Source organism: Herbidospora daliensis (assembly GCF_001570585.1).
In the GTDB taxonomy this organism is placed as follows: Bacteria; Actinomycetota; Actinomycetes; order Streptosporangiales; family Streptosporangiaceae; genus Herbidospora; species Herbidospora daliensis.
Map to the genome: position 1 here is coordinate 1,453,384 of NZ_BBXF01000002.1, position 20,559 is coordinate 1,473,942.

Annotated in this window: 19 protein-coding genes and 1 pseudogene; 8 read left to right on the plus strand and 12 right to left on the minus strand. The window is 66.4% G+C overall.

Going from position 1 to position 20,559, the window contains the following annotated elements:
• Positions 1-2 precede the first annotated feature (2 nt).
• Positions 3-920: a GntR family transcriptional regulator gene (locus tag AW274_RS13210; protein WP_062431976.1), complete on the minus strand. Its 918-nt coding sequence runs from the start codon at positions 918-920 to the stop codon at positions 3-5.
• 62 nt (positions 921-982) lie between these two features.
• Between AW274_RS13210 and AW274_RS13215 the strand changes: the two genes are divergently transcribed.
• Genes AW274_RS13215 through AW274_RS13225 form a run of 3 tightly spaced genes read left to right on the plus strand, consistent with a single transcriptional unit; the run spans position 983 to position 3,544 of the window.
• Positions 983-1,852, plus strand: a complete 870-nt coding sequence (locus AW274_RS13215; protein WP_062431289.1) for an ABC transporter substrate-binding protein — start codon at positions 983-985, stop codon at positions 1,850-1,852.
• A gap of 1 nt (position 1,853) precedes the next feature.
• Positions 1,854-2,555, plus strand: a complete 702-nt coding sequence (locus AW274_RS13220; RefSeq protein WP_062431290.1) for an ABC transporter permease — start codon at positions 1,854-1,856, stop codon at positions 2,553-2,555.
• Positions 2,552-3,544: an ABC transporter ATP-binding protein gene (locus AW274_RS13225; RefSeq protein ID WP_083974093.1), complete on the plus strand. Its 993-nt coding sequence runs from the start codon at positions 2,552-2,554 to the stop codon at positions 3,542-3,544. Before AW274_RS13220 ends, AW274_RS13225 begins: the two co-directional genes overlap by 4 nt.
• 151 nt (positions 3,545-3,695) lie before the next feature.
• Here AW274_RS13225 and AW274_RS40225 read toward each other — a convergent pair whose 3' ends face one another.
• Positions 3,696-4,166 carry a hypothetical protein gene (locus AW274_RS40225; RefSeq protein ID WP_157520114.1) on the minus strand — a complete coding sequence of 157 codons (471 nt, stop codon included), beginning with the start codon at positions 4,164-4,166 and terminating at the stop codon, positions 3,696-3,698.
• Between the two features lie 110 nt (positions 4,167-4,276).
• On the opposite strand from AW274_RS40225, the gene AW274_RS13230 reads away from it, so the two are divergent.
• Together AW274_RS13230 and AW274_RS13235 are read left to right on the plus strand one after the other, a co-directional pair.
• Positions 4,277-4,642 (plus strand): DUF4279 domain-containing protein, encoded by a 366-nt coding sequence (locus AW274_RS13230; RefSeq protein ID WP_062431292.1) that lies wholly within the window; start codon positions 4,277-4,279, stop codon positions 4,640-4,642.
• Positions 4,643-5,557: 915 nt separating this feature from the next.
• Entirely contained in the window at positions 5,558-5,947 is a 390-nt protein-coding gene (locus tag AW274_RS13235; protein WP_062431293.1) for a VOC family protein, read from the plus strand.
• 436 nt (positions 5,948-6,383) lie between these two features.
• Here AW274_RS13235 and AW274_RS13240 read toward each other — a convergent pair whose 3' ends face one another.
• The 3 genes from AW274_RS13240 to AW274_RS13250 all read right to left on the minus strand — a co-directional run bounded on the left by AW274_RS13240 (position 6,384) and on the right by AW274_RS13250 (position 10,020).
• Positions 6,384-8,840: a DUF4132 domain-containing protein gene (locus AW274_RS13240; RefSeq protein WP_062431294.1), complete on the minus strand. Its 2,457-nt coding sequence runs from the start codon at positions 8,838-8,840 to the stop codon at positions 6,384-6,386.
• Between the two features lies 1 nt (position 8,841).
• Positions 8,842-9,204 carry a hypothetical protein gene (locus AW274_RS13245; protein WP_062431295.1) on the minus strand — a complete coding sequence of 121 codons (363 nt, stop codon included), beginning with the start codon at positions 9,202-9,204 and terminating at the stop codon, positions 8,842-8,844.
• Between the two features lie 393 nt (positions 9,205-9,597).
• Positions 9,598-10,020, minus strand: coding sequence for an inositol monophosphatase family protein (locus AW274_RS13250; RefSeq protein ID WP_083974097.1), 423 nt, complete (start codon positions 10,018-10,020; stop codon positions 9,598-9,600).
• A 67-nt stretch (positions 10,021-10,087) separates the two neighbouring features.
• On the opposite strand from AW274_RS13250, the gene AW274_RS13255 reads away from it, so the two are divergent.
• Entirely contained in the window at positions 10,088-10,384 is a 297-nt protein-coding gene (locus tag AW274_RS13255) for a hypothetical protein (protein ID WP_062431297.1), read from the plus strand.
• Between the two features lie 104 nt (positions 10,385-10,488).
• Here AW274_RS13255 and AW274_RS13260 read toward each other — a convergent pair whose 3' ends face one another.
• The 3 genes from AW274_RS13260 to AW274_RS13270 all read right to left on the minus strand — a co-directional run bounded on the left by AW274_RS13260 (position 10,489) and on the right by AW274_RS13270 (position 12,255).
• On the minus strand, positions 10,489-11,034 hold the full coding sequence (locus tag AW274_RS13260) for a hypothetical protein (RefSeq protein WP_062431298.1): 546 nt from the start codon (positions 11,032-11,034) through the stop codon (positions 10,489-10,491).
• 626 nt (positions 11,035-11,660) lie between these two features.
• Positions 11,661-12,137 carry a DUF5615 family PIN-like protein gene (locus AW274_RS13265; protein ID WP_369408628.1) on the minus strand — a complete coding sequence of 159 codons (477 nt, stop codon included), beginning with the start codon at positions 12,135-12,137 and terminating at the stop codon, positions 11,661-11,663.
• On the minus strand, positions 12,025-12,255 hold the full coding sequence (locus AW274_RS13270; RefSeq protein ID WP_062431300.1) for a DUF433 domain-containing protein: 231 nt from the start codon (positions 12,253-12,255) through the stop codon (positions 12,025-12,027). The genes AW274_RS13265 and AW274_RS13270 overlap by 113 nt, the downstream gene beginning before the upstream one ends.
• A 932-nt stretch (positions 12,256-13,187) precedes the next feature.
• On the opposite strand from AW274_RS13270, the gene AW274_RS13275 reads away from it, so the two are divergent.
• Entirely contained in the window at positions 13,188-13,568 is a 381-nt protein-coding gene (locus AW274_RS13275) for a type II toxin-antitoxin system RelE/ParE family toxin (RefSeq protein ID WP_062431301.1), read from the plus strand.
• Entirely contained in the window at positions 13,565-13,897 is a 333-nt protein-coding gene (locus AW274_RS13280; RefSeq protein ID WP_062431302.1) for a helix-turn-helix domain-containing protein, read from the plus strand. The genes AW274_RS13275 and AW274_RS13280 overlap by 4 nt, the downstream gene beginning before the upstream one ends.
• Positions 13,898-13,953: 56 nt before the next feature.
• On the opposite strand, the pseudogene AW274_RS39135 reads toward AW274_RS13280, so the two are convergent.
• The 4 genes and pseudogenes from AW274_RS39135 to AW274_RS13295 form a co-directional block, all read right to left on the minus strand.
• A pseudogene (locus AW274_RS39135) lies at positions 13,954-14,241 on the minus strand (integrase core domain-containing protein); the annotation flags it as partial.
• A gap of 129 nt (positions 14,242-14,370) precedes the next feature.
• Positions 14,371-15,477 (minus strand): AAA family ATPase, encoded by a 1,107-nt coding sequence (locus tag AW274_RS13285; protein ID WP_062431303.1) that lies wholly within the window; start codon positions 15,475-15,477, stop codon positions 14,371-14,373.
• Positions 15,471-17,324, minus strand: a complete 1,854-nt coding sequence (gene drmB, locus AW274_RS13290) for a DUF1998 domain-containing protein (protein ID WP_062431304.1) — start codon at positions 17,322-17,324, stop codon at positions 15,471-15,473. The genes AW274_RS13285 and drmB overlap by 7 nt, the downstream gene beginning before the upstream one ends.
• Entirely contained in the window at positions 17,321-20,323 is a 3,003-nt protein-coding gene (locus AW274_RS13295; protein WP_232320098.1) for a helicase-related protein, read from the minus strand. Before AW274_RS13295 ends, drmB begins: the two co-directional genes overlap by 4 nt.
• Between the last annotated feature and the right edge of the window lie 236 nt (positions 20,324-20,559).

Genomic DNA, 20,559 nt, shown 5'->3' on the forward strand with positions numbered 1-20,559 from the left:
ACTCATCCGCCCTTCGAAAGCGCCGTGACCTCCCCCGACCTGGACACGTCGTACCCGCCAAGCGAAGAGACCCTGTCCCGCAAACTCGCCGTCTGCAGCGCCGCGACGAGCTGAGCAGCCGGCCCGAGCGCATTGCCGGCCACCGCGATGTCGAACTCCTCCCAGGCCAGCGGCACGAACTCCAGCCCCATGTCAGCAGCCGCCGACCGCACTCCGAGGCCGACGTCCACAGTGCCCGTGGCGACAGCCAGAGCGACCTCGAGATGCGACCCGGCCTCAGGCCCCCGAAGCCCATCGGGGTCGTGGCCGCCCGCGAGCAGCAGCCGATCGAGCAGCAGCCGCGTCCCGGTCCCCGGACGCCGGACCGACACCCGCCGCCCCACCAGATCGCCGATGCCGCCGATGGAGTCGCCGGGCCGCACGATCAACCCCTGCTCCCGCCGCCAGAGGTGGATCAGATGCGGATCGAGCCCCCGCAACATCCCGCGCGCGAACGGCGCGTTGTACACCCCGGTGTGGTGCAGCAGATGAATCGCGGCCCCGTCGGCCCGGCCAAGCCGCACCGCCCCCAGCCCGGCGACGCTGCCCTCCCCGGCGAGGAGCCGCAGCCTCCCGTCCAAGACACCGGACACGAGCCCCAGGGCCGGATCGTCGCTGCCGGAAAGCGTGAAGACCGAATCACCATGCAGAAACCGCCGAGCCGCGAGCACGGCGCCAGCAGCCACCCGGGCGCGCCGCCGATCGGCCAGCTCAAGCACCCCCGCGTCGGCCAGCTGCCGCTGCGCCCGGCTGACCGTGGACGTCGTCGTGCCCCACTGCTGCGCGAGGTCACGCACCCCCGGCAGTTCGTCGCCGGGCTCAAGCGTCCCGGCGCTGACGCGGTGGGCGAGATCGGCGCAGATCTCCCGGTATCGAGTCACGCTTGCATACTGCATACTTGATTCTTGCACTGGTCTGTAGTACCTCAGAATGGGTCACCGTGATGCGTAAAACACTGACTGTCTTTTCGGCCTGGATCGCGGCGGCCCTGCTGGCAGGTTGCGGGACCACCACCACCCCCACCGGAGCGGCGTCAGCACCCCCCGCAGACAAGTCCCTGATCCTGGCCACCACGACCAGCACCCAAGACAGCGGCCTGCTCGACGAACTGCTGCCCGCCTTCACCCGCGACAGCGGCTGGCAGGTCAAGACTCTGGCGGTCGGCAGCGGCCAGGCCATCGAGCTTGGACGTCGCGGCGAAGCCGACGCCCTCCTGGTGCATTCGCCCGCCGCCGAGACGGAGTTCATGGCCGAGGGCACCGCCGGCTCGCGACGACTGGTGATGCACAACGACTTCGTCCTGGTGGGCCCTAAAGACGACCCGGCCGACATAAAGGGCGCGGCCGCGTCCGAGGCGATGAAGAAGATCGCCGCAGCCGAGGCCGTGTTCGTCTCCAGAGGTGACGAGTCGGGCACGCACGCCAAGGAAGAGGGCCTCTGGACCAAGGCCGGCGTGACCCCCGGCGGATCCTGGTACCAGTCGACCGGCCAGGGCATGGGCGAGACCCTGCGGGTCGCCAGCGAGAAGGCCGGCTACACCCTCTCCGACCGCGCCACCTATCTGTCGCAGCGCGGCAGCCTGGCCCTTGACGTGCTCAGCGAGGGCGATCCGGGCCTGCTGAACGTCTACCACGTCATCGAGATGACGAAGAAGGCCGGCCAGCTGGTGCAGCCCGACGGCGCGAAGGCGTTCGCCGACTGGATCGTCGGCCCCCCGGCGCAGCAAATCATCGGCGAGTTCGGCCGCGCCAAGTTCGGCCAGCCGTTGTTCACCCCCGACGCCGGCAAGGACGAGTCGACTTTGGGCCAGTGACATGGACGTCCTGCTCAACGGTCTCGTAGACGCGGTCAGACTGCTCCTCACCGGCGACCAGGACAGCTGGTCGATCACCGCACTGACCCTGCGAGTCTCGTTGACCGCGACCGTGATCGCCCTGCTGATCGGCGTGCCACTGGGCGCGACCATCGCCCTGGCCCGCTTCCCGGGCCGCCGCGTGGCCCTGGCCGCGGCCAACACTGGCATGGGCATGCCCCCGGTGGTGGTCGGCCTGTTCGTCACCGTCCTGCTGTGGCGCAGCGGCCCGATCGGCAGCCTCGGCCTGCTCTACACCCCCACCGCGATGGTCATCGCCCAGGCCGCGATCGCCACCCCGATCGTGATCGCCCTGGTAGCGGCGGCCCTGCAACAGGTAGACCCGGACTTCCGCGCCCAGATGCAGGCCCTGGGCGCGACCCCGGTCAGAGCCTTCGCCGCCCTGCTGGCCGAAGCGAGACTGCCGCTGCTGGCCGCCGCGATGGCCGCGTTCGGCGCGGTGGTGAGCGAAGTGGGCGCCGCCCAGATGGTCGGCGGCAACCTGGCCGGCCAGACGAGAGTCCTGACCACCGCGGCGGTCCTGGCCACCAGCCGGGGCCAGTTCTCGTTGGCGATCGCGTTCGGCCTGATCCTGCTCCTGATCGCGTTCTGCGTGAACCTGTCACTCACCCTGATCCAGCAACGGCAGACGAGCCCGAGATGAGCACCGGAATCGGCTGCAGAAACCTCCGCGTGTACGCCAACCGCAGGCAGCTGCTCGAAGTCCCGGACCTGCACGTGGCGTCCGGCCGCACACTGGCCGTCCTGGGCCCGAACGGCGCGGGAAAATCGACCCTGCTCCGCGCCCTGGGCCACCTCAGCACCCACCGGGTAACCGGCGAGATCCTCCTGGACGCCCGCCCCGCGACACGAGCGGAGATGCGCGAAGCAGTGGTAGCCGTCCTCCAGAGACCGATCATGCGCCGCGGCACGGTAGCCGCCAACGTGACCACGGGCCTGCGCTTCCGCGGCCTGAGCCGCCGCGAAGCCGAGACCCGCGCGAGGCCATGGATCGAAGCCCTCGGCCTGGACGCCCTGGCCGACCGCGACGCCCGCAGCCTGTCCATCGGCGAAGCCCAGCGAGTCAGCATCACCCGAGCATTGGCGGTCGGCCCCCGGGTGCTGCTCCTCGACGAGCCGTTCAGCGGACTCGACAACACCACCCGAGCCGACCTGCTCGCCGACCTACGCGCGGCACTGACGGGCCAGCCGACGGCGACGATCCTGGTCACCCACGACAGGCACGAGGCCCTAGCGCTGGCCGAAGACACGGCGTTGCTGATCGACGGCCGCATCCGCCAACACGGCCCGACGACCGAAGTCCTGGACAACCCCGGCGACGTCGATACGGCAAGACTGCTCGGCTACACCAACCTCCTCCCACCAGCTCTCACCGGCGGCCCGAACACCCTGGTAGCGCGCCCCGAACACACCCAACTCGTCCGGGACGAAACCGACGAGGCAGGGCTGGTACCCGGAACCCTCCGGCGGACGGTCGCGCTGGGCATCGCCACCCGCGTCGACGTCGACACGTCCAGCGGCCCTCTGACCTGCCTGCACCCGGGCGACCTGCTCGCCACCGAGCTTCCTCCGGTAGGCAGCGACGTCCACGTCAGGATTCGGGAGACACGGTCGCTGACGGCGCGCTCTTAGAGATCAAGGCATCCTCATAGGGCGTCTCAGAGTGCCCGCAGATCCTTCACCGTGAGGCTTCCAGGCATCGCCTCGTCTCCGCACCATTCCCTCGGGCGTTCAACGGAGATCGTCGCTCCGGACACGAAGAACCCGGGATCGAGGTCGCATGTCAATCGAGTGCCTTGCGGCGCATGGGGCACGCACTCTTCCGGTACGTCGACGGGTAGTGCGGCGACCAGTCGCTGGCGCACACCTCGATGGTTGTTGAGGCCGGTGCCCACCGACTTTGACTCAGCAGGGAGTCGAAGAAACTCAACCGAGGCCGACCGCTCTCGTCAGCGACATGGTGCAGAGTTACGGTGAAGCGCAGATCACGGGTGATCTCGACCCCGACGTTCGGGTGTTCCCCCTCACCGGAATGAAGAGCGTCCATGATCACAGCGCGCAGCTGACCGACTCGGAAATACATCGCGGGACGATTACGAACCGAATCTTCGAAGCGCAACACCGTGAGGTGCTCGGCCCCACAAGCCCCCTCCTCACCAGTGAACAGATGTGTGTGCTCAGCATGACGTTCGTCCAAAAGCCAGAACGCCAGGGCGGGATTGCCGCGCGCGGTTGTCCACTCAACAAATCGCATCAGCATCACGCCAGCCCGACGGAGAAGGCCAGTCCCTTCGCTATCCGCAGCGCATGCGAAGGGAGGGACCCAATACCGTGAGGGTGGTGCGAGTCGAGCAATGTGCATCCTTGCGAATCATCGACAGCGGGCTGGATCTTGCCCAGATCTCCGAGCTGCTGGGCATCTGGCCCCCACAAAGCGCTTCATCCGACGACTGGAAGCTCGAATCCTCCGCGGGCGACTCCGCGGTCTCCCTCGAGACACAGATCAACGAGATCGTCACCCCCCTGCTCGGCCAAGCGGACAAGATCAGAGAGTTGGTCGATCGAGGGGCCAAGGTGGAGCTCTTTCTCACCCGAAGCCTGCTCGGACCTGGAGTGGGACATCTGTGCTTCATGCTCGACGTATCCGTGATCAAATTCCTGGCCGAGGTCGACGCATCGGTGTGGTTCGACGAATACGACGAGACCAGCGCAGACGATAGACCCAAGTAGAGATCTAAGGCGGGTTCAGCCCACATACGCTGCCCTCCGCTTAGGTCGGGGTTGTATGCATGGAGCTAATCGGCCTCCCACATTGCAAGCCACTGGCTGATCGTCAAGGGCCGGCCCCGGCCATAAACGGAGGCTGTAGATGCCAATTTCCTCAAGTTCGAGTAGGGATACATCTCCGCTCACCACCGCAGATCCTGGCAGCAACCGCTGAGGTTCAGGCTGGAGAGCCAGGTCTGCGCGCCAGAATGACGGGCACCAGATGCTCAACCCGCTGGTGGGACGTCCGCCTTCTTGTTGGTGGGCAGCGGTGCTGCAATTATTGATCATGCGATATTTCAGCTCGACAGGCTGGATGGCGATCTTCTCAGGAACGGAGACCGAGGTCGGACGTGCGCGACCGGTGGAAGCCTGGGATCCGACTACGGGGGTGGCGCTTGTCGTGAACCCCCAACGAGGTGCGCTGCGTCCTGTCACCGAGTGGTCTGACTTCTCTCATTTAGAACGAGGAGAGCGTGTCGTAGGGACCATTCCAGGAGGCGGATGGCGAGCTCACTGGAACGACGGGTACGACGGCACTCCGGAGACCGAGGCGGTACTTGCGTGGCTTATCCACGCTAATGGTCGAGCCACTCCCATTAGCGTCAGCCGCGATGGCGCCGTTGATACAGCAGAGTCGGCTGATCGTATTCTCGCCCCCGGACAGGACCTGGACTGAGTCGGTAGCAGGAAGAAATGATCGCCCGCGTTGTCCGCTTGGGGATCATCCACTGATTTCGAGAAAACAGGGGGGACTGACTACGAGTTCCGTGAAAGGACCGCGGCTGCCCGCCTGATCTGGCACAGGAACTCACTCGTCGACCAGGACCCGGCGAACATCCAGCCCTCGGTCCAAGATCCAGCGACGAGGATGGGGACATGACGCACTACAGCAGGCTCTACAAGGTCGTGATCGATGTGCCCGAGGGCGATCACGACAAGGAACTGACGTTCTGGCAGGAGGCGACCGGTCAGACGCTGACTCCGTTCGAGCGGTACCCGGAGTACCACGGCGCCTTCTTGCCCGGCGACGTCTTCGCCATGCTCATTCAGCGAATCGGGACAGGCCCTGCGCGCGTCCATCTCGACATACATACCGACGACCTGGAGGCGGAGACCGCGCGTCTGGAGGCCCTCGGCGCTCGACCCCTGCGGCTGGTGAACGACCATTGGCGGGTCATGGAGGATCCCGCCGGGCTGCCCTTCTGCATCATCCCCCAGCCCGTGGGCTCTCTGAACGACGACAACGCTCAACGCTGGGACAGCTGACATCGCCTGACACCGGAACGGATGCGCGCACACCGTTCTGGCGGCGAAGAACGCCTCGTGTTCACTACCTGGGCGGTCAGTCGGCGGCTCGAAGCCGGACCGGATGGCCGATCAAGCCGTTCATCCGCCCCGTCCGCTGATCCACGAAACTGATGGCGCGTTCATGGCACTCCAATAGCTTTCACGGAATCAAAGCCAAGCCTGCGAACCCATCGGACGACCTATCGAACCCGCGCTGTCAGCCTGAGAGGCGCAGCCATCACGGGGACCGCATCTCGGATCGCCTGGTCAACGGAGTTCTCAGGCCGGACGTGAAAGACCGTGACCAACTCCGGAGGCCAGATGGCCTTCGCTGGGCGAGGTCGCCGCGTGGCCCCGGCTCAGGTCATGCCCGCCGATGCGAATCTCGTCCAGGCCTGCCACCGTCGGCCGTGTCTCATCCAGTGAGCTGGCGGGTGATGGACGGGTCGGTGATGGCGGTGTCGTCGGCGAGCAGGAACGCCTTGGACAGGATGACCGACAGCATGCCGCCCTCCTCCTCGAAGGGCAGGAAGACCCGGTCGCCGGTGCCGCTGGGGACGATGCACAGGTAGGCGTCGTTGGGTTCCATCAGGATGTTGCCCGACCCCAAGTGGATCTTGTAGGTCCGCAGGTCTCCGCGCACACGCAGGAACCGGTCGGTCAGCTCCGACTGATCGGCGATCTTCAACCGGGGCAGGAGACGGGCCAGCGCGTCGCGCCGGGTGCGGGCGGTCTCGGTCAGATCGCCGAAGCCGTAGGACTGCCAGTAGTCGCCTTGTCCCTCAGGGTTGAGGCCGGTGGAGGTCACACCGACGGCCAGGTCGGCGTCGCGTAGCGCCTCCGACAGGGGCAGGCGATCGACCTGGGCCAGCGGGACCACGGATCCACGGTCGTCGGTGAAACGAAGATCCCCGCTGACGCAGATGGAGACGGGGCCGACGTTGTCCCGCTCGGCGGACTCCTCGTCCAGGTGGAACCCCCAATGCGCGGTGAGCCCACCGGGCAGTTCCTTGGCGGCGTCGGCCTGGTCGGAGCCGTACTCCCAGCCCCAGTGGCCCAGGGACATCCCGGTCCAGCCGCGCTCGGTCAGCAGGGCTTTGGCTTGGCCGTAGCGGAGCAGATGACCGGTGAAGCGGCGCGAGTGGTCAGACGTCCGCTCCTCGGCCGGGGTGAGTAGGTAGACCTCGCGGAAGGCCTGTTTGAACGGCTGGCGCAGGCCTGTCTCGATCAGGTGGTCGCGCCAGGTGCGGACCTCGTCCACCGTGTGGGAGATGGGGTGCCAGAGGCGAATTGTCGTGTCCGGCTCGGGTTGGATCCGGTGTCCCGCCGGATCGGTCAGCTCCCAGACGCCGTCGACCTGGACAGGAAGCCCCGATGGTCCTTCGAGGATTTCCCAGATCAGGGATCTGCCGTAGTGACCGGTGACCGGATGGTCGAGGTAGAACGCGCACACCTCGTGCCAGCGCCACTCGCGTTCGGTGGCCAGCGCCCGCTCGATGCGGAAGCGTTCGGCGGGTAGCGCCTTCTTCAGTTCCTTGGCGGTGGCCCTGAGCTCAGCCAGCAGTTCCTTGTGCTCCTCGCGGACGGCCTTGGGGATCGTCTTGCGTATCGCGCCGAGAGGGCCGACGAAGTCCACGGCCCCGTCGATGCTCAGCCGCAGGCCGTGCTCGGTGCGGGTGCCGTCGGGCCCCAGGCCGAACGTGGGGACGGTGCGTTCCAGCAGTTGCTCAGCGGACAGGCCGATCTGTGCGGCAACCGCGTCCAGGGTTCTGGTCACCCCGGCCAGGATCGTCTTCTTGCGAACCTTGGCCTGCACCCGTGCCAGTTGGCCGACCACCTCCAGGCCGCCGCGCCGGGCCAGCACCCCGACCGCGGCGTTGGCCAGCAGTTCGCTGCGGGAGTTGGCCCCCGACCCGCCGATCCCGGTGCCGGCGGCCACGGCGACATCGCCCAGCAACGCCGTCACCCATGGCTCGTCGATCAGCTCGCAGGTCCACACCATGCCTCGCAGCGGTACGGCGGTGCGCTCGTGCAGGTAGACGACCTCGGTCCACTCGTAATCGTCGTGCCGGCGCCGGATGACGCTCTCACGGTAGGCCGGTACACGGCTGAGCACGTCCTTGATCAGAGCCGTGGCCTCCGGCGTCAGCAGGGCCGCGGTCCGGTTGAGCCAGGCGGCGGTGGGCTTGGCGGAGGTGGCGTTGGTCCAGTGCCGTAGTAGGGGAAGTACGTCCGCGGCGCCGAGGCGATCGGCGTACTCCTCGCGTAGCAGCACGGCGAACTCGTCATGGGTGGTGAGAAGGCTCTTCGCCGCGGTGGTGGAGTCGGCGGCCGAATACTCGATCAGCGCGTTGTCGAGGAAGCGTTTGGCGGACCATTTCGCGGTCCACTTGTTTCCGTTCAGCTTGGCGTGTGCCCGGCGCAGGTCCTCCAGGTACGGCTCACGCTCGGCAGCGGGCAGCCGTTTGAGGGCGGCGACGGGAACCTTGAACATCTCCTCGCGCTGCTGCCCATTGCCCAGTGAGGTCGCGGCTGTCTGCCACAGCAACTTGATCTCCGCCGGAGTCCAGCCGAGTTTGCGGCGCGCGACCGCCGGTGGAACGGTCGTCAGGATCCAGCAGTATCCGGGCCCGTTACGGCTCTGCCAAAGGATATGCATGCGCAATTGCGCCCAGATGCCCATGGCCCGCCACTCGGTGTCGCCCCACTCCTGGGCCAGTTTCCCCATGGGAGTGTCAACCAGCGCCGGCTGCGGCCACACATAGTCGTACGCGTAAACCGCATCCAGCTGCGCGAAGACGTCGAGAACGGTCTGGTCCAGGCCGTCCAGCCAACCGCGGTGCGCGGCGGGGAGCTCGTCGATGACACCCACGTCAGCCTCCGACCAGGGGGACGAGCTTGATGAAGGACACGACCGGCTCGAAGGCCAGGTCGACCTCGGTGTTCACGTCCTCGATCTGCCGGTCGCCCACCGGCAGGAATCCGTAGCGAGTGAAGGCGGCGTCGGTCTGCTTCTCCCAGCCGAGCCTGGGGGCGGTGCGCATCCGGTAGCTGTTCAGGCCGGCCCCGGTGTTGGCGGGCTTGACCAGGTTACGGCAGTGGTGGGATGGGGCGGTGTTGTGGCAGACCACCTCCTGGCTCACGCGGGCCGAGATCCGCTCGGGCATATCGGGCAGGGGACGTTCCTCCAATGCCCGACCCGTCGCGGTCTCGTCGCGAAAGGTGACCAGCGCCATTGCTACATCCCTTGATCGTCGGGGGGTGACAGTGCCATCTATAGCAACGCAGTCCGACAGAAAGACACTCAGGCCACCACGTCCGGCATCCGCCGGAGGAGGTGGCGCTCCGTGCTCTTGACGGTCCCGGTGAGCGCACGTGCGTGCACGAGAGTTCGCTGTGCACTGTCGTACTCGGTCCGTGTCTTCGGCCCGCATGGGTTGTGCTGCCAGCAGGTTCAGGGGAGGCGGTGGCGTGCCGACTTATGGCGGGTCCGTTCCGCAATCGGAAATGCGCGTAGGTGGATGGCCCGAGCCTCTGCTGTCCGGGACCGGCGCCCACACCGCATGCCCGGGCGGCAGAGGACCGATTGCGGCGGCGCGCCGCGGGGTGCTGTTCGGCAAGTTGGCCGCTTAGCTCCGTCGCGCCTGGTCGATCAGGCCCATGAGGTCAGCCACGAGCTTGGGCGCTGCGGCGATGGTCGCGCTTGAAGCCATCGTGTGAGGGCTGCCGTCGATTTCTACAACTGCCGCTCCAGCTTCGCGAGCGGCGGCGGTGTCCCATGGCTTGTTGGAGAGCATGATGCATGCGTCCGTCTTCCCGGCGGCAACCCACGCCAGATCGACAGCGGCGGACCCGTACATCCGTACTCGCTGAACTCTCGTGGCGAGGTGGTAGTTGAGCGGAATACGGAGCCGGTTCTTCTCCTCGGCGTCGGCTTCGACGGCGTAGTCCCCAATGGCCACGATCGCGGCGTCAAGGGCGTCCGTTCTGCTGGCGGGAGGATGTCGGCGATCTCCGCGCCGAAGTGGCTGCGTCTGCCTCGATCGCCACACGCTTTACCCCTATACGCCACGGCCGACCCTGCGATACGGGGTCCACGCGGGCTGGTACAAATACGGCATGAGCGAACTCGCCGGCTATCCTCCACGGCCGAACGTGCGGCCGGCCCGGCGGGTCTACAGTCGGACCTACCGTGTGTGGGCCTACGTGCTCCTGTGGACGCCGATCGCGATCACGGTGGTCGGTATCATCCTCGGCCTGGGGCTGTTCGCAGCCGCTGATGCCGACCCGACGCACGGTTCGTCCGCGCTCGGCTATATCGGCCTCTTCGTGTGGGGTGGGCTCGCGGTCCTGTCGCCGGTCCTGCTCGGGTCGTTCATCGCCGGGCTGGTCATGCTGATCCGCGCCCGCAGCTGAAGCCGAGGCCGGCTGCCTGGACGATGTCATCGCCACGCCGACGGTCACCGTCTCGGCGGAAGACTTAACCCGGCTCGAAGAGCCGATCGGCGAGGGCGGGCAGGTCATCCTGCCCTGAGGTCCGGCCGTGGCCGGCCGTTGTGACGCAGCTGGAGCCGACGCCGCGGATGTGAGCGCAGCACCGGGTGGAGGTTCCAGCCCTGCTCCGAGGCGACGCGTAGGGCGTAACCGGCACCGGCGCCCCGGAAGTAGTGTGCGCCGAGCTCCAGATCGCGGTGGTACTCGCGACGGTGGTGGGAGGTCTCCACGCGCCGGGTCTGCTTCTCGATGCGCCGGTCCACGCGCGCTTGGTAGTACGCCGTGTCGCCCTCCCGCACCAGAGCCACCGGGGTCACGCACCAGAGCGGGACGAACGGTATCCGGCCTAACGTGGCGTCCAGTATTCGTATCGCGCGGTTCTCGGTACGCGGCACCATGTCGACGATCAGCTGGACCACCGGCGCTACGCAGTGGAAGCAGATCGCGAGGACGACCCACACCACCCACCACAGCGGCAGAAACACCAGGGTCAGGGGGAGAAGCAGCAGCCAGCGCAGTGCCCCATGGCGGACGGGAAACGGCCCCCAGGACGGGTCGTCGGAGTCATGCACGGACGGTGTTTCCTCTCGGCTTCGCCATCGCTCGACGGTGCGCCCGTGAGCCTACGCCGAGGGCCGACCGACCCGCACGAAACGGCGGACCGTGCTGGCATCAGCCAGAGTCCGGCCGGCGTCTCTCACCATGACCGAACGCCGAGATCGGAAAGGTCGAGGAACAAGGATCGGTGTGGCGGTGACGGTCCACTGGTCCGGACAGCGTCTCGTTTACTGGTCAGTGGTTAGACCGGTTGTTACGACGTTCTTGGACCGGCTGGATCCTGGTGAACTGTCGGACTTATTCGCAGCGGGTGGCCCCCGTCGAGACATGGTTTCAGGGAGGCGGCGAGTGGATGGCTGCCTGAATGGCACCTCCGGCTGCACTTGGCGGTAGCTCCCCGCCGGTCTTCGGGCCCTCCAGGCAGACCGACCGTGCCCCAGCTTCGCCGAGTGGAGCGACGCGTGGGTGTGGGCCGAGCCGTACCGGTGATGTGGACGAACGGTCACTGGTTCCGCTGGCAATCCGGCTGGAGGTCAAGGACGGGTCGGCTGGTCTACCCCTTCGCTCTGTCGGCAACTATCTGACAACTGGTCACGAGTCAGTGGGTGCGAGCCATTTGGGTAGTGGACGAGGTCTTGACTTAGCGCAGAGGTAGTGCTCGGACGCGGATTCCGGAGGTGGTGAACGCGGCGACTGCACCCGCCTGAAGATGCGGTTCGAGAACGTCGAGATTGGCGACGATGATGTTGACCAGGTCTGGTGCTCGAAGCTCCAGTAGTTCCCGCACCAGAATGACTGATGGCTTTGCCGCGCGGGTCTGGGCCAACAGCGCTCCGAAGTCGGTATCGGCTGAGATGATGACGCGGTCCTGGGCCACCGCGAGTGCCATGACCGTGACGTCTGGCGCACTCGTTGCTCCGAGATCACGGACGTGAACCGAATCGTGCTCGGCCTTGGTCAGCAGTTCGGCCACGCGAGGTGAGAGGTTTCGTCGATCAGGAACTTCACGCTGGCTCGCGGAGGCGGTAGAAGTGGACGTTGGTGGACGCCGCCGCATACTCAAGAGCTTGTTTGATGTCTTCGCGTTCCAGGTCAGGGTACTCGGCAAGGATCTCATCGAACGCCCATCCCGCGGCGACCAGTCGCACCACGGTCTCAACACTGATACGCAGACCCCGGACTGTGGGCTTGCCCTCGAGTTTGTCGGGCTCGACGCTGATCCGGTCGAAGTTCATGATGTCTCCCCTCTGCTTTGATACTGCCAGGCTGATCGTGGGGGAGCGACTGAGATGCGTCGGGAGGACCAGCAAAGTCCGGCCCCGATCTTCCGATCGACCGCCAGGACGCGCGTCAATGCTGGCCGACCGGATCACGCCTTCAGCCCTGCAAGCGACTAGATAACCCATGAGGTATGACCGGATCCGGCAGATATCACTACGTCGGCATAGTGGTCTGGTGGCTGGAACGGGTCGAGTGGCAGACCAGGCGGAGCCGTAACGGAAGAAAGTTTTGAGCGAGCGAAGCGAGCAGCATCCCGAGCGAAGCGAGGCCTTGCCAGGGAACGCGAGGGGCGGAGCCCTTCGCCAGGAGCGAGAGCGACCCGGAGCGAAGCGACGACGGGGACGCGATAGCGGACCAGGGGGAGCGCGAGGGGGCGCAAGCCCTCTCGTATCGGGGGTCTGAGGGTCGCCCCCCAGACAACACAAAGCGAGCCCCGCCGAAGGTGGGTAACCACCGAGCAGGGCTCGTCGCGAGCGGGTGACGGGAATCGAACCCGCGCTGTCAGCTTGGGAATTGTAGGAAACATGCCTCGTGACGGCTGTGACCTGTGGCTGGGGCCGGTCATGAGCGGCCGTGAGTGCCCTTGTCTTACCGAGATTAATGGCACGCTAATGGCACGGCGATCAGCCAGCGATCTGGTGCTTCTCGCGCGATGCGCACCCTCTGCCCGCCTGATCACCTTGCGGCCGATCCGCCCTAAGGGAAGCGGGTCAGGGCCACGGGGGAACCTCGGATGGGAGACGCAACGGGCACACCTCCTGTCTGACCAGTGAGCCTGCGCATCCAATCGGCTCGACGCGAGGCTCTCCTAGCGCAACCTCAAGTGAGAGGCGGGCTGCATCGAATGCGGACATGGAGAATATGACTAGATGGTTATAATCGTGGCATGAGCTGGGAGGTTAGCCTTCATCCGGAGGTCGAGGCGTGGTATCTCACCATATGCGCAACCGATCCAGAGACTGCAGACCTGATCAAGGACGCGATCGATCAGCTCGCAGAGGAAGGCCCGACGGCGCGCCGTCCTCTGGTCGACCGGGTGCAGGGCAGCCAGTACCACAACATGAAGGAACTGCGTCCGCCCTCATCAGGGACGAGCGAGATCCGGATGCTGTTCTGCTTCGATCCGGCAAGGGAAGCGATCTTTCTGGTAGCTGGCGACAAAGCCGGCAGTTGGAATCGCTGGTATCGGGAAGCGATACCACTGGCTGATGAACGATTTGCCCAGCACCTGATCACGCTCAACCAAGAAGAGCAGGAGGAGCGATGAGCACTCGGTACAGCAAGTGGTCGGATGTCAAGGCCAAGGCGGCCGCGCTCGACCCGCGAGACGAGACGGAACGTGCTGCGGGGGAAGCCGTCGCGCGTGAGCGCCGCGAAGCGTACGTCCGCGGATTCCAGCTCGCCGAGATCCGTCAGGCCGCCGGTGTCACCCAGGCTGAACTCGCCGACACCTTGGGAGTAAGTCAAGCTCGTATCTCCAAGATCGAGCATGGCGAGGTATCCGGCATTGACGTCGTACGAGAGTACATCGCTGCACTTGGGGGCCATTTGGATCTCGTGGCTACGCTCGGCGACCGAACCTGGAAAGTCGCTTGAGAAAGGCACGCCGATTCGCGGCCAAGGGGGTTCGCCCCTGAATGTGGACACCGTTCTCAGGCTGCGGTAGCGATGCTACCTGCGGTCTTCTCGTAGCTGACCGGTGACATCTGGCCGAGCGCGGAGTGTCGGCGGCGGGTGTTATAGCGGGTGATCCATCGGAACACCGCCAGGCGGGCGTCACGGGCGCAGGCCCATCGGGGAGAGCCCCGCAGTGTCTCGCGCTTGAGTGTGGCGTTGAAGGACTCGGCAGCGGCGTTGTCCGCGCTCGTGCCGACCGCGCCCCGGGAACGGGTGACGTGCAGGCGCCGGCAGGCCTCCTCGAACTCGCGGCTGCAGTACTGCCCGGGTTCAAGGGGTCGTTGCAACACCTCATCAGTAGAGGATGTTGTGGCGCAAGGACGGGCGCGGGCGGCGATTCTGGAGTCGCTTTGCTTGACTTAGGTGCCAACCGGTCGTGTTCTTGCTGAGGGCTAGACAGGCAGAATCTGTCGGACGACGGTCCGCTGCGGTATGCCGTGGAACATCCGCGGTTCCTGGTGGCCGGAATAGCAGATGTAGAGTTCTCCGCGCGTCCTCGTGACGAGCACGTAGTACTTCATCTTCAAATCGGCGCCGGATGGATCGTCCGTGTCGAGATGCGCATCCGGGACGATCACAGTGTCGAAATCCAGGCCCTTGACGCTCGCCCGATTCACCAGTCGGAGACCCGGACGATCTGGGTCGATTTTCCGGTACCGCGCGTCTTCCGCGGCACTGACATAGATCTGGGGTCCCAGGCCGGGGCTCACCCGCTCGATCTCCGCCAGCAACTCGCGCTGCTCACGGCTGTGCTTGACTACCACTCCGATTGTGCGCGTGCGATGGGTCCCGGCATAGCGGGCGAGCCAGCGCGCGAATGGACGACGCGCTTCCGGGCGCCGCAGCAGCACCGGAACCGGCCCGTCCAGCTGCGGCAGCGGCGGCTGGTGCAGCCCCGGGTAGAAGTGGCGGGCGAGTTCCGCGACCGGGCGGGGATTCCTCAGATTGGTGCTGATCTCCAGCCGTCCGCACCCGCCGAGAGCCTTCTCGATTTCATTAAGCGTGGATTGGGTACTGGTGATCCGCTGGCACTCGTCGGCGAACGCCACCACGTTCATTCGGAGAACTCTGCACAGGCCGAAGAACTCCTGCGGGAGGTCCTGCGCTTCGTCGACGACGAGAACATGTCCTCGTCGTCCGGTGTCGTGCAGGGCCGCAGACATCAAGCGGGTCCAGTCGAAGGCGCCGATCCTTGCTCCGCCGAGTGGCGAGCCGGTGGCCTCCCAGTACCAGGCGTGCACCCAGCCGTGAAAGGTCATGATCGGCAACGACACGCCGAGTTGCGCACCGCCGCCAGTCAGATGCTGTCCGAGTAGCTTCGAATGCGCGATCAGCGTCACGGGACGGCCGACGATCTCCAGCGCGGCGGCGTGGTGGATCGCGAGCAGGCTCTTGCCGGACCCGGGTGGTCCACTGACCAGGTGATGGCCGGGCTTGGCGAGTTGGTCCAGCACGTGGCGCTGCTCAGGGTGCAGGTCGAGATAGCCGATGGTCACCACGCACCGACCCGGTGCGCCGCCTCTTCCCGAGCCGACTGGACAACGGGCTCGAAGAACCCCGGAACCCCTGAGCCGCCGACCACCATCACCCGGTCGAGCAGGATGTTGCCCACCTCGCAACTGGTCTCGGGGATGAGCGCGCAGGCGTGGCACGCCGCCCGGTTCAGATTGCCGTACCCTTGGCCGCCGTGCTCCGAGCACAGCGGGTCGGCCGAGCACCAGGCGGCCTGTTCCAAGAGCCGTAGCAGAAGCTCGGGAAGCAGGTCGGGTTCGCCCTGACGCGCGAGACCGCCCAGGGTGCCCTCCGCATCGCCGGAGGCGGTGTAGACGAGCAGTCCGTACTGGTGATCATCGCCCTCCACAGAACGCGCGTACACCCGCTCGCGCAGTGACGCGGCGCTGTACCCGGCCTCGAAGGACAGTTGCCGGACGAGAAGATGCCCCAGTGTGTGCAGCAGAGGGAGCCGGGGCAGCAGCCGGGGACCGGCGAAGGCTTCGATCCGGTCCCGCTGGAACGACTTTGCCAGGTCTGCCTGCATTCCCGCGGTGCGGGTGCGAACTTGCGGAAGGGCCTCCCACTGCCTGAGCAGTTCCTCGCTCAGCGTCAGGAAAATCCCTTCGCCGAACACCTCGATGGCAGGCAGCCAGCGTCGGCGTCCCGATGGGTCCACCGGAATTATCCGGCCCTCCGGGGAGACCCGGCTGAAACCCTGGAGCGCACGGACCTCACGGATTCGTTCGGCCACGACGACCCGCGAAATCCTCGCCTGCAGCTCAGTCCACGGAAGCTCTCGTGACGAGCCCAGGTTGACCTCGCGGGTGACGAAATGGGCGCTGCGCGCGGGTTTGGTTGCGGTGAAGGCGGCCCACTCGCCCCTGCTGAGATCGGGCCCCTCCCCGGTGGGCGCTGCCTCGGGGCTGGCGGCCTGCCCGGTTTCCTCCTCCACCAGCCGTTTGACGAGCGATGGGTCGGCCTCGGTCACCTCCGCGATGAGCACAATGAGGCCGTCCGCTCCTGGTGCGTCGGGCGACTGGCACAGCATGCCGAAGTATGGGTGCTCCCGAATCCGCCGCGTTGCCTCGTCGTCGGCCACCACGGGCGCTGCGGGGGCTGGAATGTCGAGTGCTGAATGGACGACGGGATAGTAGACGTTGCCTGCCGTCCGCTGCACGATCTGGATTTGCTCCCCGCAGTCCTTCCGTTCGCTGAACCGTTCCCAGGGATTGCGCCCGCAGCAGCGCATCTTCTGCGTGCCCAGGATGTCGAGCAGGTCTCTCTGGGCCGCCGCGCACTCCTCGTGCCGGCATCGCACCGTCAGCGCCTCAAGCCCGGTGGCGTTCTCTCCTGCCTCGAAGCTCAGCGCTGTCGGCCCTGGGCATCTGTCGCGTTCCTCGGGCGTGAGCTGGGAGTGCGCCCAGTACCACCAGTCGACGTCCCCCAGGTGCCCGGCCTCGCAGATCTGGACGAACCGCATCGGGGTGAGTTTGTGCCGCGGACTACAGAAGGCGCAGTAAGGCGGATGCCCGAACTTCTCGTCCTGGATCCGCCAGTGCGTCATCCGACGGCACGATCCGCAGAAGAGCCAGGCCGGGAAGCGGATAAACGCCGGCCCCGACGCGTCGGGGACGTCGTAGTCCGCAACCGGTGCTTGCAATGGCGCCCACAGGCCCGTGACCTTCAGCTTCCGCTCCAGCCGGGGCGCGTGGATCCGTTCCAGGTTCCGTGGCGACGGCCAGTCGGCGATGCCGGCTGCGACGAATGATTCGCCCTGGACGTCGAACACCGCGCCCACCCCGAAAGGTACGACCGTCTGTGCCTGCCGGACGCGTAGCTTGCGGCTGCTCATTCCCCGGCCCCCTTCACGACGACCTGGCATTCACGGTCGACGCTACGCATGGAATGCTGCGTCTCCCACATGCCGCCGGGCCGGTCGAAGTTCTTGAGCAGGCTCGCCTGCGCCTTTCCCGCGGGTTTGTAGTACAGGCGTTTGCCCGCCTGCCTCGCATGCTCCGCCGCGTCCAGCCAGGCCCGGCGGAGTCCGTCGAGGTCGGCCCGCACCTCGCCGGCGGCGGACGGGTCCGCCTTGGCCGCCCAGCGGACCAGCCGGGACGTGGCCTCGGCCAGTTCGCCGGCGTGGTGGAGAACGTCGCCGGCTTGATCGTCCGCCGACAGCCCGAGGCCGTGCCGGACAAGGATCACCAGCGCGGCGTGCAGCGCCCGGCGGCGGGACGGGATCGACCACGGGGTCACGCTGGTCGGCTCGACATGCTGGTAGAGCGCCTTGTGGAACGTGCCGAACGTCTCGTAGTGCGAGCGGTCACGTGACCGGGTCGCATTGAGGAAGGTGACCACGAGCCCGGGGACGCCGTGCCGCCCGACACGGCTGCTCGCCTGGATGTACTCTGCTGTCGCCTTCGGCTGGCCGAGCATCAGCATCAGCGCAAGCCGCTTCACGTCCACTCCGACCGAAAGCATGTTGGTGCAGACGACCATGGAGACGCTGTCAGGATCCTCAAAACTCAGCTCGAGGCGGTCCAGCAGTTTGGGCTGCTCGGATCTGTCGAGGTTGCTGGACAGTTCCTCCACCTGCCGTTCTGTCAGTTCACGACGGCGTCCGGGCGAGCCGAGGCCGCGCAGGTGCGCGGGGATCTCGTCACCGGCGGCAGTACGGGTCCGGCCAAGCTCTCGCATGCTGTGGTGGTAGGCGACGAGCGTCCAGTAGTCGTCGCGGTGCTCCTCGGGCAGCTCCATGGGCGCGTGCAACATAGCGGCCGCCGTCACCGCCGTTGCGCGGCCCGCGGTGTGGCCCTGTGCCATGACGCCGACGTACTTCCTCCCAGGGACGGTGTCATCCGGTTCGGCAAAGTAGGAGTAGCGGGCGTCCAGGCCCGCCGAGGGGAACAGCTGAACGCTGCGACCGTACAGCGCGCGGATCTGCTCGCTCGCGCGCCGGATAGTGGCGGTGGACGCGACGACCTTCGGCCCGCAGGCTCCATTCCACGAGCACAGTTCGAGCACGGCTGCCTCGTACAGACCCACGGTGGTTCCGAGCGGGCCGGTGAGCAGGTGCAGCTCGTCCTGGATTACCAAGGAGGGGGGCAGGTAATCACCGCCGAACAGCCGTCCCGCGTCGGGCTCCCAGGCCAGCCGGGCGAACTTGTCCACGGTCCCGAGGACGAATGTCGGCGGGTCCGCATAGAGGTGCTCGTCGACCACCGCCACCGGCAGCCGTTCATGAAAGCGGCATTCCTTCCTGGGGCACAGGAAGCGGAAGGACGTCTCGGTCGTCCGCACTCCGTAGTCACCGATGTCGGGGGACTTGGCGGTGGGCATGATCTGCGTGCCGCACCAGGGGCAGCGGTCGAGGATGAACACGTCTTTCGGCCTGGCGGCCTCGCGCTGCTGCCGGAACATCTCGTGCGCTTCGGCGTACTTGTTGGGGGTGGTGCCGCCGCCGACCCACAGCCCGATGCTGAACGGGCCGCCCGGAATCACCGGGTCCTCCTTTAGGCGGAGGTACTCCAAGGCGCAGACGGTGGTCGCGGCACGCTGGAACTGCTGCGTCGTCAGCAGGCTCAGCGTGTATCGGCTGAGCACGGCGGTTCCGCCGCCGTCGTCTCCATGCCGCAGCCTGCGCAGGATCATCTCGAAGGCGGCCAGAAAGAGGTACGCCTCCGTCTTACCGCCGCCTGTGGGGAACCAGAGCAGGTCCACCACCTCGCGGTCAGGGTGGGACTCGTCGATCAGCCCGCAGACCGACAGCAGGAAGAACCCGAGCTGGAACGGGTGCCATGCCGCGTCGGGCGAGGGATCCGGATCTAGCGTGACGGCCTCGGAACGCGGACGGCGCCGTCCCCCGAGGTCCCGCGCCGAGTGCCGCATCTGGAGCGCCATCACCCGGTTGGCCAACCGGAAGGCACGAAGTGCATGGCCGGAGGAGTCGGCGAACAGCGCGTCGGCCCCGAGTTCCATCCTGCGAACAGCGGTGTCCAGCCTGTCAATGATGCGTTCCGCCGCTTCCCGCGCTCCCTGAGGTACGTCGACCGTGCGCTGCTCCTGGCACCAATTCCGATAGCCGCCGATGAAGTCCATGATTTCCGTGTGCAGCAAGGGCTCCGCCACGTTCGGATCACACAGGTGTGCGAGCTTCAGCACGGGTAGCCTGGACGGCCCGGTCGGCCTGATGGCCGGCACCTCGGCCTCCGGCATCATCTGGGTGCGGAGCCCGCCTACCCGGCCGTCCTCGGCGACCTCGTCCACCGCGCAGCTGTGGCCGACGGCGCGAGTCACTACATGCCGGTACTGCAGGCGCAGCTCCTGCTCTTCCAGGTCGCGGCTGGTCAGCCGGACGCTCGGGTACTGCAGCAACTCACCGTCGACCGGCCTGACCTCCAGTGAGACCTGAAAGAGCATGTCGTCCCATTGGGACCCGTGGTCCCCCATGGCCTTCTTGGTGTTGACCAGCGCGACGGTCACCAGCCGGTTGCCCGCGAACGAACGCCACCGCAGGCGTATCTGCGCACGGTTGTCCCAGATGTCCCTCTCGACCTCTCCGGCCTTAAAAGGCTCCTCGAAGTCCTCCAGCGGGACGCGCTGCCACTTCCTGACCTTGCCCCGCCGCGTCTCGTAGCGGGCGCCTCGGCAGATCAGCTTCAGCTCTTCAGCGCCGGTGTAGAAGGAGATCCCCATCGAAGATGGCAGCCAGGCGTTGGCGTCCGGGACGGTGTCGCCCGCGAAGCGCGTCTCCTCGGACGGATCCTCAAGAGCGCTGTCCGGCTCGGTGACCTCGGCACCTTTGGTCAAGCTCTGCTGCCGGTCAGTGTCCTGTGGGTAAAGCGTGCCCATGAGGTAACGCCGGTTGGGTGGTTCCTCGATTAGCTCTGTGGCTTCCCCGGCCGGCCCGACCAATTGCTGACGGAGGTACCCCATTAGCTCCTCGCGTGGCAACATCCGCCCCTCCCGCTCCATCCGGACACCCGCGATGCTAACAACGCTCAAGGACACAGACGCTTGGCGCGAAAACTTGGTTGTCTTTATTGTCGGTGGCTTATGGGAACGTTTTTTAGTATGACCGTTGACAC